Origin of the sequence: Pedobacter steynii (assembly GCF_001721645.1) — a bacterium.
In the GTDB taxonomy this organism is placed as follows: Bacteria; Bacteroidota; Bacteroidia; order Sphingobacteriales; family Sphingobacteriaceae; genus Pedobacter; species Pedobacter steynii_A.
This window is the reverse complement of record NZ_CP017141.1, coordinates 1,528,887-1,545,343: the sequence shown is the minus strand read 5'-3', so window position 1 is coordinate 1,545,343 and position 16,457 is coordinate 1,528,887. Positions and strand designations below refer to the sequence as shown.

The window sequence follows — 16,457 nt, the reverse complement described above, 5'->3', positions numbered from 1 at the left end:
TTTGCGATGCTATCATCAAAAATAGCGGGATTGCAACCACGTAAAAAAAAGTGCTAACCTATTTTCACTTCATTTTACTCCCTGTTTTGCAGGATCAGCGGCCATTTTATATAATTGTTTATCACAAAATTAATTATTTAAGATGTCATATTTATTTACATCAGAATCTGTTTCAGAAGGTCACCCAGATAAAATCGCAGATCAAATCTCCGACGCATTAATTGATAATTTTCTTGCTTTTGACGCAGAGTCAAAAGTTGCGTGTGAAACCCTTGTTACTACCGGTCAGGTTATTTTAGCAGGTGAAGTAAAATCAAAAACTTATCTTGATGTGCAACAGATTGCACGTGATGTAATCAAAAAAATTGGTTATACTAAAAGTGAGTACATGTTTGAGGCCAACTCTTGCGGAATTCTTTCCGCCATACATGAGCAATCACAAGACATTAACCAAGGTGTTGACAGAAGTAGCAAAGAAGAACAAGGTGCGGGTGATCAGGGAATGATGTTTGGTTATGCAACCAACGAAACTGAAGACTATATGCCTTTAGCCCTTGACCTTTCTCATAAATTATTACAGGAACTGGCCGCTTTAAGACGCGAAAATAACGAAATCACTTATTTACGTCCGGATGCCAAATCACAAGTGACTTTGGAATACGATGACAACAATAAGCCTGTTCGTATTGATGCCATTGTAATTTCTACCCAACACGATGATTTTGATGAAGAATCTACGATGCTTGCAAAAATCAAAAACGATCTTGTAACGATCCTGATTCCAAGAATTATAGCTAAATACCCTCAGTACGCACATTTATTTAATGATGCGATTGAGTACCATATCAACCCTACCGGTAAGTTTGTAATCGGTGGACCACACGGAGATACCGGATTAACAGGCCGTAAAATCATTGTGGATACCTATGGCGGTAAAGGTGCTCATGGTGGTGGTGCATTCTCCGGAAAAGATCCTAGTAAAGTAGATAGAAGTGCCGCTTATGCTACCCGTCATATTGCTAAAAACCTGGTAGCTGCAGGTGTTGCTGAAGAAATCCTTGTTCAGGTGAGTTATGCAATCGGTGTTGCAAAACCTATGGGAATCTACATCAATACTTACGGAACAGGAAAAGTAAACAAAACAGACGGCGAGATCGCTAAAATTGTAGAAGGTTTATTTGATATGCGTCCTTACTTTATTGAGCAACGTCTAAAATTAAGAAACCCGATTTACAGTGAAACTGCTGCTTATGGACACATGGGCCGTAAACCAGAAACAGTTACCAAAACTTTCAGAACTCCAAACGGAGAAGAAAAGACAGTAACAGTTGAATTATTCACCTGGGAAAAACTTGATTTCGTAGATAAAGTAAAAGCTGCTTTTTCATTATAAGAATAAGAGATTTTAACACTCAAAAAAGGCGTACCTGGAACTTAGGTACGCCTTTTTTAATATTTATAACAATCCAAAATTCTTCATTAAGAGCTCCTCGTTATCCAATAAGCCACCATCATCAATCAGGTAAGACTTCACATCCGAAATTTTCATTTCATCTAAAGCATCTACAAAATTTTTATAGGTAGATTTCTCAGTTGGCTTAATGATCACGATCATAAACTTGGAAGGATCATTTCCATGCGTTTGGGCGATTCCTTGTCTATTTTGATTCAATACTTTATGAATTGCAGAAAAAGTGGTCTTATACGGCTCCGACTTTCCTGGCTCCCCCTTATACCACATGATCTGATCGCCTTTCCCAAGGACTAAAGTGAGCGTGCGTGAGGCCGGATAAGGCTGACCGGGAACTTCAGTCACCGGTTTGGCAATCTCCATCGCCTGAGATTTAGATAACGAAGTAGTCAGCATAAAAAAGGTGATCAAAAGAAAAGCCAGGTCCACCATTGCAGTCAGGTCTACTGAAGGTGCGGATTTTCTGGTTCTGGATTTTCCCTTCATGGCCTGGCCATTTTGAGGAACGTTTAAGGTTGCCATAGTTCTAAGTTTCAATCATGATGACAAACCGGACAGTATTGCATAAACAAAAAACCTTTTTTCAATGCCGTTGTTTAATTAAGTATAAAACATCAATCATTATGGAACAGCCAGTAGAAATGAATACGCTTAGCCAGATTTTAGAAAAATTAAGGCTTAAAGGCCTGGACAACGAAATCAAGATGACAGATCATGGTAAAATGCAAGGTGTTGGCGTCAATAAAATTTACAACCCTGAGGATTTATCCATTATAAAAACATATCGTTTTGAAGGGGCGTCTGATCCAGGAGACAATTCTATCCTTTATTTATTAGAGGATAAAGACGGGCAAATCGGATATATATTAGATGCATATGGCATGTACAGCTCACAGGAAGGAGCGGGTTTTGATGATTTCTTAAAGAAAATCCCTACCGCAGATCGGGATCTTCAGGAACTCTTTACTTAACCGGATAAAAAAGGACTGCTTATGCAGTCCTTTTTTTGTTCTAACTGTTTTTATCCGTTCCGCTGATCCCCAGAACGATCATGCCATCTACAATAGTTAAAACTAAAATTACCCATTCATACAATTCCATATCATTCAAGTTTTAATAATAAGCACGATTTTATTTTTATTGCACAGGCTTCAAAATAGCCGGGGCAAGGATAGGGTGATCTTGCCAATAGGCAATGTTCATTTGTTGGTTGTTTAGGTTGTTGGGTCTCGTTGTAACTTAAGGCATTGCTACCCCTGGTCTTTATTTGGTTGTTTGGTTCTATCTCACTGTTGCAGAATTAATTATTCTGTTGGTCGGTCAACAATGAAACAGATTCAATTTATTTATATCTAATTTAAGTGATTTAAATTTTGTATTATTTTCAATACGCAGCGCAAACGTTTGATATTTCTAAAATCAGCATATCCATTAATTAAGTAAAAACAGAAATCATAAAACAGCGCCAAAAAGTTTACTGTATTTAACAATTATTTAAACAATACATTCAAAGCAGGAATTCCAGAAAAAAACAGAAGACGGATCTCGTTCATCGGGGTAAATTTCGCCCTAAGTTCCAATACAATATATCCAGGCATGCATCGTTGCACATTTTATAAAAAACCTAACACAGCCATAACATGCTGTAAAAAAGACAAATAAATCATTTTTTCAGGAAACAAGCATTTACATTAAGAGCTGTTCTTATTCTAAAATCCAGGAACGTTTTCTGCTTTACCCCCATTAAGGAACCGCATCATTAAATTTACACAAACGTTTGCATAAGCTAAAAAGGCCTATAAAAAGGCATTTTTTAAATGTTACTCTTTTACCACATCCAATATAAAGCAAAAAAACCGGGGCAGTAAAAAGAAAGGATATGCAAACAACGAAGAATACTACGCTACAAGATACTTTTTTGTATTCTATTTACATCTATTACTAAAAATGATAATATTGAGTAAGTTTGTTTATTATATTCAATGCCCCCCACATCAATAGTTAAATGTTTTTTATTTACCAGATCAGAACCCTAAAATATCAGGTCAGCTCCTGCCCCGACCTAACCTGTCCTTTATGCCGGTCAAACGGTGGAGTAGAATTGGCCATATTTCAAAAATATGCCTGGTTTCTGATGCCTATGTGGCCAGAGAATAAGTATGGGATCGCTCAATGTATCAATTGTCAGCAGAAAATACCCACTACCAATTGGACCGATGAACTTGAACAACGGTATTATCAAAGGAAAAAAGAGATAAAGACACCCTTAAGCCTATGGAAAGGCCTTCTGATCAACCCGCTTTTATTGGCTGCTTTTTTAGCTATTGTTGCCGGCACTGTTTACCTTCTTGCCCAAAGGACCAACCAAAAGCAAACTGAAAACAAAGCCCTCCTTTCCGAATATATAGCTGCCCCTCAACCAGGCGACCTATATCGGGTAGCCATTTATGAAAATGGCCCCTCACCGACATACAACTATACGTATTTCCGTTATATTAACATTTCCACTGACACGCTCTTTGTAGAGAAATTAAAGAAAGGAGTAACCACCTATGGCGATTGGGATCAGCTCAACACCAAAGAAGCCAATGCTTTTGATGGTGAAAAGATACCTCTGAGTTATTCTTTTTTCAAGAAAACCCAGGATTTCATGATTATAGGCGAAGAAACCATTCACATTTTCTTTAAAGGAATCGACAGAGCTGACCAGGTTCTGAGTAAAAATTAATTTAAATATACCTTATGCAAATCCCCGAAAACGATCCCAATTCAGATTATGAATTCGTAAATCATAGTTCAAGAACACCAAAGAAAAAAGTATCGCCGGTATTACTGGGCTTGCTCTTCATCGCAGGAGGTTTTGTTTGTAGCTATTTTTTCATTTATCAAAAGCTACAGCAAATGGCCGAACACGCGACATCAATTTCTTATTCTATGAAAGCGATGATGCTTGGTCCGGTATTATTGATATTTGGATTGTACTATGCATTGATCCGTCCTTCTGATATAAATCCTCAGTCCCCAAGAGATAAAAAATGGCTGTATGTTTTTATCGGTATATTCATCGTGGCAATGATTGTCTTGTATGAATGGTTTAAAACGGAAGCCCAGGGTTATGGATATAGCTTATAAAGATATGATGCTTGTAAATATGCGTATGATTTTGCCCCCTGCTCGGCGAAAAACATCATATTTTGAATGGAGCAAACCGTCATGTATCAAGCAATTCTTATCATTGGAATATGAAGTATAGTCGAGGATGTTTATTCCTAAACTTGAAAACTACCTACATAATACTAATATGTTTTCCTTCCTGTACCCTATATGACAGAAACGAAAGTATATTTATGGTTGATCAGGATTTTATCGAGAATTACAGAGAGCTTTCCCCCGATAGTTCTATGATTTTAATTAATTACAGCATTGACCAAGGCGCCTTTGGATCCGGTCAGGCAGGAACTGCGGTGTTAAAAACAGTTGATACCACGAAGGATTTACGATCATCCTCTCTTCCGAACACCCTTATTTATACAAAGTGGATTGATAACAAAACTATATCCGCAAAAGTGGATATAATACCTTTCCTAAGATCAGGGGAGAGAATAAAAATTACAGATACAAAGATAAATAATATCTCTGTAAAGGTTTCCCCTTTAGATTATACCGGATCCGATTATCATTTACAAATTGAACATCGGGAAACCTCTCCCGATAGAAAACATGAATTAGTTGCATATAGGTATGTAAAAGATACTCCAGGCTTCATCCATATTTCTGTAATCCTTAAAGGAGGAGGAATCCCGAAATATGGAAATTATTTCATAGCAGATAATAGCTCTGATTATATCCTGTATGGGACTTGGGATAAAAACAATACACTCGTTTTTTATTCCAATGAACAATATCACGATTTAATTCAATATTACCTGGTAGCTAACAGAGAAAACATTAAGTATAAAACGGTAAAAGACGATCAGAAATATGCCAATAAATATCGATGGACTGAAAAAGCTGAAGCATCAATTCCGTAAACAGCAAAGTAAAACATGCACCCATATTGCCCCAAAAAAACTCCTATACAAAAAAGCCTGCTATCGTATGATGCAGGCTTTTCAATGTTTTGATTTAAAATTTGCGGGCTGAGCGGACCTACAATCGAACCCATAGCCCCTCTTTTATTATTATTAAATGATCAAAAAAATAAAACAAAGCATTGAAACAGAGATAATTAAAGCAAATACCTAAATCACTCTTAAAAATTTCTCAGGTAAAAAAAGGGAAAAGTAAGGGACCGAAAATGAGTTTTTTACTCAAAAGAATAGCGGACGGGATTTTATCGAACACCTTTCACCAAACACTCCAACACAAAATATGTATCGGGAAGACAACTGAATGCCTAACTACGAGAGATGGCTCATTGTAAGTATTCGTCAATCTTTATATTTCTGTTTTCATTGTTTGCATCTGCTATAGCTTTCAATATAGTTTTGATTTGGATCTTACTAATCATATATTTTTCGAAAAAAACATACTCTATACTCTTTGTGTTTTTAATGTCCTTCAATGGATTTTTTGTAAGGAGCACCAAATCTGAACGATATCCAGTTTTTATTTTCCCGGTATTACTTTTCATCCAATTACCCGGGGCAACGGTTGCTGAATAGAGTGTCTGTGAATTTGTCATTCCGGATTTAGATAAGGATTCTAATTCGTTATGAAGAGAAAAACCAGGGACAACAGTGGCTACATTCGCATCGGTTCCAGCCATAATTGTTACCTTATTATCAACCAGTGCTTTGGTCATCATGTGAATAGCTGAAGCATAAGTTTGCCAGTAACGCAACGATAATTTTCTTGCGTCAGGATTTTCTTTCCCATCATACTCATATCCATTTTTACCGGGAAGCCAGCCCAATTTGTAAAGTGGAGTTCCTTCAATAACTTTTGGATTAACATATTTCAGTTCTATTTCTTTAAGCTTAGACTTTAAGTTAAATCTCTGATCTAAAAAACTTTCACATAACCAGACAGTTGAAGTGACACTGATATTATTCTCTTTTAGTTTTTTTGCAATCTGGTCTGAACGTACTTCTAAAAATTTGAGATATTCTTTTTGGTTTTTGGATATTGGTTTTCCAAATTCATCAATAGTTTTTACCGTTATTTCCTCAATATGGGCAACTTCTTTTTGACCTGATCGATAAAAAGTTTCTAAATTAACTAAAGGGATATGACCAATAACAGGGATTTGGTTTTCTTTAGCAATTCCTATTGTGGTTTTAAACATTTCGGGATTTACAAAACCATACATCTTAACTGCATCATAGCCTTTTTCCTTAATCTTTTTTATTCCTTTTTCTGCATCAGTTTTAGTCGAATAATTGATGGATTGCCTTGTCCAACTGTAATAATAACCTGTGAATCCACTCTCGCTAAATATGGGTGGTGAGGCAATAAACATTCTTGGGCCAACACCGTTTTTTTCTATTGACTTTCTCCAATCCAGGGCGATAGGCCTTCCGGCCATTTCTCTGATATAAGTGATACCATTAGCTAAATATAAAAATAAATCATTCCTGCTTTCTTTTAAATGAACATGGCTGTCTACGAGCCCTGGAATCAGGTATCTGTTTGTGCCATCAATTATTGTTGCTGTGCTATCCAATAGTTGATTTTGGCCTAATTGTATGATTACGCCATCTCTTATAATTACATCTTGATTTTTTATAAAATAGCTGCAGTCTTCCGAGAGTACATTGGTGTTTTTTATCTGAATTGTTCCAGACGGCTTTACAATCGAAGATATATTGATGACTTTGGTGGATTTGCCCAGGACTTTATTTAATTCATTGTTTGCCCATATAAAAATACCAATAAAAAGGACTGATAATATTACAGCTGCATATAGAACTCTCTTAAACCATAGTTTTCTCATAGATTATCTGTTTTTATTTAAGAGGCAAATAAATGCAAATTCATCGCTATATAGCGTAAAACGGGAGATTAGGTATGGAGTATGTGGTTTTAGGTACGAAAATTATAAGGACAGCAAGTGTTCTTTATAATTTTTGGAAACGGGAAGTTCAATCTGGGTTAGAGAAATGGTATCTTGATTTTTCCAGCTCTTAAAATGTGATGGGTTTATCAAATGAGAACGATGGATCTGAATTAAAAAGTCAAAATCATTCTGAATTTTTTTTAGCGTGCTGCGGATTAATTTTGTTTTTATCTGGTTCGCATCCATAAAGAAAATCTCTACATAATTCTGTGCATTAGAAACGCAGACCAGGTCACTTATCTTTATTTTTAAAATATCCAATTTGTTTTCTCCTCTAATAATGATGTTATCGTCTTTGGGCGGAATTAATTTAACCATATATATCCTTGCCAAAACTAATATCGGAGTTGATATCAAAGCTGATCTAAGGATTATTATCGTCAAAAAATTAATAAGATTATATCCCCCATTTAGGATCGGACTTTTGTAAAAGTAATAGGTACCTGCAGAAAAAAGCAATTGAAAAAAGACAAGGCTAATGATTTCAAGACCAATATTCCATTTTGAGAGCTTTTGATAAATGCTTTTTTGAATTATAGCAAGTAACCCATAGCATAAAAATGCAATTAGGCTAAACCCAACACTGATAATAGACCACGTTTTAAAGCTTATTGTTCCATCATCAAATGGCCTTATAAAAAAAGCAAAAATAAAAAGCCAAATACTGATGAAAGTCCCAACAAGTAAATGATGCCTGATCAAAGGGTTTAATTTTCCCATTTAATAAATTGTACATTCCAGTTAAACTGCCTCCCGATTCCTGATAAATTGACCACTAAGAACGAAGTCAAAAATAATGTCAGAAGATGGATTAAAAATATAAAATTATTGTTTAGTATCTACTGATTTTATTACAGGGTTTTTTCTTCTCAAAGATTCTCCCTTAAGAGCCGTTTCCTTTTTGATTTTATGCTCCCGTTCTATTCGTTCTGCTTCTATTCGTTCTGCTTCTCTTTGCTTTGCTGAGGTCGAATGGGATTCTTTTTTAATCCGTTCTATCTCCCTTACACGTGCATGCGGTAAAGGACGTGGCCTAAAGCTTCCCTGTCCCATGCCGGGCAAGGGATATTGACCTAGAAGTAGAACCAGAAGTATCTTGACGAGAGAAGAGCGTAGTGTTTTCATAATATCCTGTAGATAAGATTAAAACAAAAAAGGCTTTACTAAAAATGCAGAATGAGCACAGTACTAATATAATTCATTTTATATCAATATTTATAATCCAGAAAGGGGATGCTTTATTAAAATGCTATACACGTACTACCAGTGAAAACACTTCTTTGTTCTGATGCTGTAGCAACGCTAATATTGATGGCGTTTAAAAAAAACCGTACGGAGATGGACATAGCTCGATAAGTATATTGCTGAATTAAAAACCTGTATTGTTATACTTATTAATATATTCTCCCTTATTTAGTCATCCGTTTTATTCGGTGCCAAATCATTTACCGTAAAAAACCATATTACTAACCATAAAACACGAATTACGAAAAGAGATCTAATTGCATTTATTCTGTGTTTAACATCTCTTTCCTTTATTGGTAAAGCACAGGATAGTATCCTCATCCGCGATTTAAATCCGAAACATTTCAACCAGAACTTAACAGATTATGATCAGTATACACAGATATAAAACAGAAAAGCGAAAATCTATTCAATTTGAATAAATTTTCGCTTTTTGCGGACCGGACGGGACTCGAACCCGCGACCTCCGCCGTGACAGGGCGGCATTCTAACCAGCTGAACTACCGGTCCAAACCCTGCTGCTACTTAACATAAAGTATGCTTGGTTGCTTTCGGGATTGCAAATATACGTTATTTAATTAAAAACCATCTTAAAAATTCACAGATTTGAAATTTCGGCTCTAATCCATTGAAGCTGAGCCACTATTTTTTAATCCAAAAAAAATAAAACGTTTCCTTTACACAATTAACACTGGAATGGGCTCATCACCTTTCCATAAAACAGTCCCAATTCTGTATATTCGATAAATCATCATTTCTAAAGCCAATAACCCCCGGTAAAACATAACGATATGAAATCACTCCTATTTTCATTACTCCTGCTTGTAGTGCTTAAAACGCAGGCGCAAAAGCATCTCCTTGTTGATACCCATAATGACGTACTCTCTTCACAACTTTTCACTAAAGCCGACCTGGGCAAACTACAGAGTATAGGTAATTTCGATCTGATAAGAGCTGCCAAAGGTGGCCTAGATGCGCAGGTATTTTCTATCTGGTGTGATGAAACCCTCGGCGACGGACAGGCTTTTGCCCGGGCTAATGAAGAAATAGACTCCTTATATGCGCTCATTAAACGCAATCCTAAAAAAATGGTATTGGTAAATAGCGCAGCCGAGTTAAAACAAGCCTATAAACAAGGTCGCTTCGCTGCTATGATAGGTATTGAAGGCGGCCATATGATTGAAGACCGCATGGATTACCTCGATAGTTTGGCTAAACGCGGTATGCGATATTTAACTTTGACCTGGAACAACAGCACTCCATGGGCCACCTCAGCACGTGATGAAGCTACCGGAAAGTTGAAACACCCGGGCTTAAATGATAAAGGCAGGCAGATCGTTCGCCGGATGAATACTCTGGGCGTGATGGTCGATATTTCACATGTTGGTGAAGCTACATTTAATGATGTATTGGCCACAACCAGCAAGCCGGTTATCGCTTCTCATAGCTCTGCTTATAGCCTTAACCCCCATCGACGTAATCTCAAAGATGAACAACTCAAAGCATTGGCAAAAAATGGGGGTGTAGCGTTTGTTAATTTTTATAGTGGGTTCATTGATCCGGATTATGACGCTAAAGAACAGCTCTTCCTTATTAATCACGCAAAAGACCTGGATTCGCTCAATAAGCTTTATGGTCCTTATGCACCAATGAAGCTAAATGAATTGTATAAAGCAGAATCCGACAAAATGCGCCCGCCACTGAGCATGCTGATCCAGCATATTGACCATATGGTGAAAATAGCAGGAATCGATCATGTAGGCATCGGCTCTGATTTTGACGGGTCTGAATCTTATCCTATTGGCCTGGATTCTGTAACTGACTATCCCAAGATAGCCGTCGAGTTACGCAAATTGGGCTATAAAGAGGAGGCCATAGGAAAAATATTCGGAGGGAATTTCCTAAGAATCTTTGCAGAAAATGTAAGTAAATAAGGGAAGCACCAGGCTGGCAATAATGTATATAAAAAAAGCCTTAACTATTTAAGTTAAGGCTTTTGCGGACCGGACGGGACTCGAACCCGCGACCTCCGCCGTGACAGGGCGGCATTCTAACCAGCTGAACTACCGGTCCGTTGTTCCCTTTCGGGATTGCAAATATAGAGCCTTTATTTATATTCGCAAACTATTTTTTAAAATAATCATAAGTCCTTAAACTACAGAGCCTTCTTTCATTTTTTCTGCGTTTTCTGCAAACTGTAACGCATCAATCAGCTCCTGAACACCACCGTCCATCACTCCACTCAGGTTATAAAGTGTCAATCCGATACGGTGATCTGTTACCCTGCCCTGCGGATAATTATAAGTTCTGATCTTAGCTGAACGGTCACCGGTAGAAACCATCGTTTTACGTCTTGCAGCAATGTCTCCATTTTTCTTCTGCAACTCGATATCATATAATTTACTACGCAACATCTCCATCGCGATTACCCTGTTTCCTAACTGCGAACGTTCCTGCTGACATACCACTACAATACCTGAAGGTCTGTGTGTCAGCTGTACTTTAGTCTCTACCTTGTTCACATTCTGACCACCGGCTCCACCTGAACGGGAAGTCTGCAAGTCGATATCAGCAGGATTGATGTAAAGGTCAATCTCTTCCGCTTCCGGTAATACCGCTACCGAAGCAGCTGAAGTATGCACACGCCCCTGGGTCTCTGTATCCGGTACACGTTGCACACGGTGAACACCCGATTCATATTTCAATTGTCCGTAAACATCTTCTCCGCTCACCTTCAGGATCACCTCTTTGTAACCGCCGGCAGTACCTTCAGTCACATCTACAGTTTCTACCTTCCAGCCTTTTTGCTCAAAGAAACGGCTGTACATCCGGTATAAATCACCAGCAAATAATGCGGCTTCATCACCACCTGTACCACCTCTGATCTCAAAAACTGCATTTTTAGCGTCCTCAGGATCAACAGGAATCAGCATCAAACGTACTTTCTCCTCCATTTCTTCCTGTTGCTTCAACAGCAGATCAAGTTCTTCTTTTGCCATTTCGCGCATTTCGGCATCCTTCTCTGTAGAAAGGATTTCCTTATTTGCTTCGATATTGCTCATCACATTCTTGTAGATTTTGTATTCATCTACAATCTTGCCTAAATCTTTATACTCTTTATTTAAAGCCGCAAAACGCTTCATATCCTGCATCGTATCAGGATTACTCAACTGCTCTTCTACATCTTCCCAGCGCAGCTTAATTGCTTCTAATTTCTCTAACATATTCTTTTTTCAGAAAATTAAAACTTGTTGCCTCTTCAATTAAAATCCGTCCTGCGGAGGTATATCCTGGCAATTGATTTATTTGGGCAGCAAAAATACGGCTTTTTCAGTTAATGACACTAAAAATTTATTTTTCGAAATAGTTCAGTGTTAAATCTTTGCCGTCAAATACCGCATAAGAATTAAAATTGATCCATTCCCCAATGTTTACATACCTGCTTTTATCCGTCAGCTGAAGATCCAGAGGCAGGTGCCGATGTCCGAAAATGAAGTAGTCGAAGTGCTGCTTCTGCAATTGCGCTTTCGCATATATTGCCAGCCATTCATTTTCAATGCCATTAAAAACCTCTTCATTACTATTGGCCAGCCTGCTGCTACCCGACCACCAATTGGCAATTCCCAAACCTATTCTCGGAGGAATAATAGAAAATAACCACTGACAAACCGGATTCCGGAAAATCTTTCTCAACACTTTATATTTCTGATCTCCGGGACCAAGCCCATCTCCATGATGAAGATAAAAACGCTTACCTGCCCTTTCTATCACCAATTCATCGCTAATGATTTCAATCCCCATCTCCTTGGTGAAATAATCATTCACCCACATATCATGGTTGCCCTTGAAAAAATAAATTTTAATTCCGGCATCACTCATCATCGCCAGCTTTCCTTGTAACCGGACAAATCCTTTAGGTACAACTTCCCGGTATTCAAACCAGAAATCAAAGATATCACCCATCAAAAAAAGTTCAGCACAACTGCTCTCAATAGCATTCAACCAGCGAATGATGCGATCTTCACGCTTTCTGCTTTCAGGATGACTGGGAGAGCCCAGATGGAAATCAGAAGCAAAATATATGTTTTTTGTCATCGGTATGAACAAAGATAAGTAAAAAAATTATCCGAGTTTTGTCAGAAGTCCTATCAATTATCTAGAATTTATCTAAACTACCGCTGTTATTAAAACAAAAGTTTGTAAATTCGCCAAAAATTTAAACACATGATTTCTACTGATATAGCCATTATTGGCGCCGGACCCGTTGGTTTATTTGCAATTTTTGAAGCAGGACTACTTAAAATGCGTTGTCATCTGATCGATTACTTACCTCAGGTAGGTGGTCAATTGTCTGAAATATATCCCAAGAAACCTATTTATGACATCCCTGGCTATCCAACAGTATTGGCTCAGGAACTCATAGACAACCTGATGGAACAGGGAAAACCTTTCCACCCGGGCTTCACTTTAGGAGAAAGAATTGAAGGTTTAGAGAAACGTGGCGAAGGCGATTTTGTGTTAACGACCAATATGGGTACAATCATAGAATCAAAAGTAGTGGTTATTGCAGGTGGATTGGGCTGTTTCGAGCCTCGTAAGCCAGCAGTAGCAGGATTAGAACAATTTGAAAACGGAAGAGGAGTCAACTATATGATCCTTGATCCGGAACAATACCGCGGACAAAAAATGGTGATTGCAGGTGGTGGTGACTCGGCTTTAGACTGGACCATCTTCTTAGCGGATATCGTGGAAGAGTTAACATTGGTTCACCGTAGCGAAAGCTTCCGTGGGGCTCCTGACTCGGTAAATAAAGTAATGGCTTTAGCAGAAAGCGGAAAAATCAACCTGGTATTAAACAGCAACCTGAGCTCAGTTACCGGAAACGGAAAACTGGAAAATGTAGAACTGGTACACAACCGCAGCCTGGAGAAAACCAATGTTGCTGCAGACCATTTAATCCCTCTGTTTGGTTTAAGTCCTAAATTAGGCCCGATTGAACAATGGAACCTGAACATCAACAAAAGTGCAATTGAAGTAAATACGGATGATTACTCTACAAATATCCCGGGTATTTATGCAATTGGCGATATCAATACTTACACAAATAAACTAAAATTAATCCTTTGCGGTTTCCATGAAGCAGCTTTGATGAGTCATAGTGCTTATCAATATATGAACCCTGGAGTGAAATATACCATGAAATACACCACCGTTAACGGAGTATCAGAATTTTAAGCATGGAAGAAAATAACATTACCCTGCACGTACAGAATCCGGATGGTAGCAGAACTACACTTGAGGCACCTGTGGATATGGGCCTCAGCCTAATGGAATACCTAAAAGCTTGCGAGTACGACATTCTTGCCACTTGTGGTGGAATGGCCCTTTGCGCAACCTGCTGTGTAGATGTTCTGGAAGGAGAAGATAAATTAAAAGAGATGAGCGATGACGAATATGCCATGCTTGATACCTTGCCTGATTTACTTCCAAACTCCAGATTAGCTTGTCAGCTACAGTTAAACCACGAAATGGACGGCCTTGTTGTTAAACTTCACGGCACAGACTAATACTTAATTTTCTATAGGTGCAGCCGCAATTGTCTTGATTGGGCTGCCTATAGTTTTATATTCGCCCTCCCCTTTCAATATGGCCAGCATCTTGCCGGAATTGTTTAAAACTGCCTTGGCAGCACTCAATTCTTTATCGTATTGAAATGCCTGAATCACCTTCCCTTTTTCATAATAATAACGGCTCACAATCTGAGTTTCCAGCACCTTTTTAATCTCCGACTTAAAAGTAGTCAGGTCTGTCTTCTTTGCGCCCAGCATTTTGGCTTTAAGGTCCTCCAGATCAGCCTTTACTGCAGGAAGTTTATTTTCTCTTTCGGCCTCTGTACGTAAATCAGATAACAAGTGTTCGGTACGGGAAGTATAAGAATAGTCTTTTCCTTCCAGCGAGCTTACAAAAGCCGCATAGTCACTGTCTGAAATCTGAAAACCTGCCGCAGGGGCTATGGTTTTATTGTTCTTTTTATAACTATTGGCATAATCAAAAAACAAGCTCTTATTCAATAACGATATCGTAATCGGGCTCAGCTTAGAAGCCTCGACCACCACATCGGGGAAGACCCCGTTTCCATCGTATACACTTCTGCCTGCACGGGTACTGAACCTGGTCATCACAGAATCAGCAACTTTAGGCGTCTTTCCATTCGCATCTTTATGGGCATAATCCAGCGCCTGGATGCATCTTCCTGAAGGGGTAAAGTATTTTGCCACAGTAACCTTCACCAGACTGTTATAGGGCAGGTTGAAGGTTTGCTGTACGAGTCCTTTTCCATAACTGCGCTGCCCCACAATAATTGCCCTGTCCAGGTCTTGTAATGCTCCAGCTACAATTTCTGACGCAGAGGCAGAAGAACCACCTACCAGGATAACCAGGGGTATCTGCGGAAGAATAGGATCACTCAACGTTTTATAGGCAATGGTCTTTTGAGGATTTCGTCCTTTCTGAGTTACCACCAGGATATCTTTATTTACAAAGAGGTTCACAATTTTTACAGCTTCCTGTAAAATTCCTCCCCCATTATACCTTAAATCAATAATCAGCCCTTTTGGCTGTTGTTTGCTTAAATTCAATGCGGCGTCTTTCACCTCCTGAGCTGCATTTTCCAGAAATTTATCCAGACGAATATAACCGATCTGATCATCCATCATCCCGGAATAAGGTACATTAGGCTGCTTGATCTCATCTCTGGTAATGCTTTTAGTGATCACAGCACCATTTCTGATCAATAACAATTCCACAGTAGAACCACGCGGCCCCCTCAACAGTTGGCTCACCTGTGCACGTTCCTTTCCTTTGACTTCCACATTGTTGATCTTAACGACCTGATCGCCCGGCTTCAGGTCCTGCTTATCAGCAGGATAACCTTCGGATACCTCATTGACAAATAATTTCCCTTCAATAAAAAGCGTCGTTGCCCCAATACCTCCATATTGCGTACTGACATACTTTAATTTATAGTCTTCAATCTCAGACTCCGGAATGTATTCTGTGTAAGGGTCAAGGTTTCCCAACATCGCATCAATGCTGTTGTGCATCAGCTCCGATGGATTAGTCTCCTCTACATAATTGATATTAATCTCCTTATATAAAGAAGCGAAAATATCCAGATTCTTGGAAACCTGGAACAAGTCTTCCTTAAAAGACCAGCTTAAAGAAGCAAAAGCAATAAGGAAGAATGCTGCGGCAAGTCTGTAGTTTTTCATTTTACCCATCTGTTGAAAGGTAAATTTACAAAAAAGCCTTGTAACTCAATAGGCTAAAAAAGATTTATAGCCTGTTGCCTTCAGGATCAGCTAATGCCTTCTCTATGGTAAACTCAACATACTCCCGGTCTCTTTTCACCAAAGTCATCAGTTGCTGTACCAGTTCATCTTCTTGTCCGGGAACAAAGGAGATCTCCACATTTGCCAGCTCACGATATTTTCTAAGAAATTTGATTTTAACCTTTTTCCAGGTCTCAGGAGTAAGTGTAAAACTTGCCATAATATATACTTTGCAGCAAAAATAGGAAAATAACTAATACTCCGCGTGCTTTAAAACAACTATTGAATGGATAACATCAGAAAAATCAGGCATAAAAAATGCCCCCGAAAATCGGGGGCACATGATTAAACC

Annotated in this window: 16 protein-coding genes and 2 tRNA genes; 8 read left to right on the top strand and 10 right to left on the bottom strand. The window is 38.4% G+C overall.

Features of this window, described 5'->3' with window-relative positions:
* The first annotated feature begins 142 nt into the window (after positions 1–142).
* Positions 143–1,393: a methionine adenosyltransferase gene (gene metK, locus BFS30_RS06285; protein ID WP_069378498.1), complete on the top strand. Its 1,251-nt coding sequence runs from the start codon at positions 143–145 to the stop codon at positions 1,391–1,393.
* A 63-nt stretch (positions 1,394–1,456) separates the two neighbouring features.
* Here metK and BFS30_RS06280 read toward each other — a convergent pair whose 3' ends face one another.
* Complete coding sequence (locus tag BFS30_RS06280; RefSeq protein ID WP_069378497.1) at positions 1,457–1,993, bottom strand: ExbD/TolR family protein; 537 nt, start codon at positions 1,991–1,993, stop codon at positions 1,457–1,459.
* A 101-nt stretch (positions 1,994–2,094) separates the two neighbouring features.
* Between BFS30_RS06280 and BFS30_RS06275 the strand changes: the two genes are divergently transcribed.
* The 4 genes from BFS30_RS06275 to BFS30_RS06260 all read left to right on the top strand — a co-directional run bounded on the left by BFS30_RS06275 (position 2,095) and on the right by BFS30_RS06260 (position 5,502).
* Positions 2,095–2,442 (top strand): hypothetical protein, encoded by a 348-nt coding sequence (locus tag BFS30_RS06275; protein WP_069382320.1) that lies wholly within the window; start codon positions 2,095–2,097, stop codon positions 2,440–2,442.
* A gap of 1,034 nt (positions 2,443–3,476) precedes the next feature.
* Positions 3,477–4,199: a hypothetical protein gene (locus tag BFS30_RS06270; protein WP_069378496.1), complete on the top strand. Its 723-nt coding sequence runs from the start codon at positions 3,477–3,479 to the stop codon at positions 4,197–4,199.
* 14 nt (positions 4,200–4,213) lie between these two features.
* Positions 4,214–4,603, top strand: a complete 390-nt coding sequence (locus tag BFS30_RS06265; protein WP_069378495.1) for a hypothetical protein — start codon at positions 4,214–4,216, stop codon at positions 4,601–4,603.
* Positions 4,604–4,746: 143 nt separating this feature from the next.
* Complete coding sequence (locus tag BFS30_RS06260) at positions 4,747–5,502, top strand: hypothetical protein (RefSeq protein ID WP_157262883.1); 756 nt, start codon at positions 4,747–4,749, stop codon at positions 5,500–5,502.
* A 383-nt stretch (positions 5,503–5,885) separates the two neighbouring features.
* Here the strand turns inward: BFS30_RS06260 and BFS30_RS06255 are convergent, their stop codons facing one another.
* The 4 genes from BFS30_RS06255 to BFS30_RS06240 form a co-directional block, all read right to left on the bottom strand.
* A complete protein-coding gene (locus BFS30_RS06255) occupies positions 5,886–7,406 on the bottom strand; it encodes an amidohydrolase family protein (RefSeq protein WP_069378493.1) in 1,521 nt (506 codons plus the stop codon).
* A 102-nt stretch (positions 7,407–7,508) separates the two neighbouring features.
* On the bottom strand, positions 7,509–8,249 hold the full coding sequence (locus BFS30_RS06250; RefSeq protein ID WP_069378492.1) for a LytTR family DNA-binding domain-containing protein: 741 nt from the start codon (positions 8,247–8,249) through the stop codon (positions 7,509–7,511).
* Between the two features lie 105 nt (positions 8,250–8,354).
* Entirely contained in the window at positions 8,355–8,654 is a 300-nt protein-coding gene (locus BFS30_RS06245; protein ID WP_069378491.1) for a hypothetical protein, read from the bottom strand.
* A 556-nt stretch (positions 8,655–9,210) separates the two neighbouring features.
* A tRNA-Asp gene (locus BFS30_RS06240) sits at positions 9,211–9,284 on the bottom strand.
* 281 nt (positions 9,285–9,565) lie between these two features.
* Between BFS30_RS06240 and BFS30_RS06235 the strand changes: the two genes are divergently transcribed.
* The gene (locus BFS30_RS06235) at positions 9,566–10,708 is read left to right on the top strand and encodes a dipeptidase (RefSeq protein WP_069378490.1); all 1,143 of its coding nucleotides are present in this window, start codon (positions 9,566–9,568) and stop codon (positions 10,706–10,708) included.
* Between the two features lie 65 nt (positions 10,709–10,773).
* On the opposite strand, the gene BFS30_RS06230 is transcribed toward BFS30_RS06235, so the two are convergent.
* From BFS30_RS06230 to BFS30_RS06220, 3 genes are all read right to left on the bottom strand, one after another.
* Positions 10,774–10,847: transfer RNA gene (locus BFS30_RS06230), tRNA-Asp, on the bottom strand.
* 77 nt (positions 10,848–10,924) lie between these two features.
* Positions 10,925–11,998 carry a peptide chain release factor 1 gene (prfA, locus tag BFS30_RS06225; RefSeq protein ID WP_069378489.1) on the bottom strand — a complete coding sequence of 358 codons (1,074 nt, stop codon included), beginning with the start codon at positions 11,996–11,998 and terminating at the stop codon, positions 10,925–10,927.
* 127 nt (positions 11,999–12,125) lie between these two features.
* On the bottom strand, positions 12,126–12,869 hold the full coding sequence (locus BFS30_RS06220; protein ID WP_069378488.1) for a UDP-2,3-diacylglucosamine diphosphatase: 744 nt from the start codon (positions 12,867–12,869) through the stop codon (positions 12,126–12,128).
* 129 nt (positions 12,870–12,998) lie between these two features.
* Here BFS30_RS06220 and BFS30_RS06215 point away from each other — a divergent pair, with 129 nt between their 5' ends.
* Together BFS30_RS06215 and BFS30_RS06210 are read left to right on the top strand one after the other, a co-directional pair.
* On the top strand, positions 12,999–14,009 hold the full coding sequence (locus tag BFS30_RS06215; RefSeq protein ID WP_069378487.1) for an NAD(P)/FAD-dependent oxidoreductase: 1,011 nt from the start codon (positions 12,999–13,001) through the stop codon (positions 14,007–14,009).
* A gap of 2 nt (positions 14,010–14,011) precedes the next feature.
* A complete protein-coding gene (locus tag BFS30_RS06210; RefSeq protein WP_069378486.1) occupies positions 14,012–14,341 on the top strand; it encodes a 2Fe-2S iron-sulfur cluster-binding protein in 330 nt (109 codons plus the stop codon).
* A 3-nt stretch (positions 14,342–14,344) separates the two neighbouring features.
* On the opposite strand, the gene BFS30_RS06205 is transcribed toward BFS30_RS06210, so the two are convergent.
* Together BFS30_RS06205 and BFS30_RS06200 are read right to left on the bottom strand one after the other, a co-directional pair.
* Positions 14,345–16,045 carry a S41 family peptidase gene (locus BFS30_RS06205; RefSeq protein ID WP_069382319.1) on the bottom strand — a complete coding sequence of 567 codons (1,701 nt, stop codon included), beginning with the start codon at positions 16,043–16,045 and terminating at the stop codon, positions 14,345–14,347.
* 64 nt (positions 16,046–16,109) lie between these two features.
* Complete coding sequence (locus BFS30_RS06200; RefSeq protein ID WP_069378485.1) at positions 16,110–16,325, bottom strand: hypothetical protein; 216 nt, start codon at positions 16,323–16,325, stop codon at positions 16,110–16,112.
* Between the last annotated feature and the right edge of the window lie 132 nt (positions 16,326–16,457).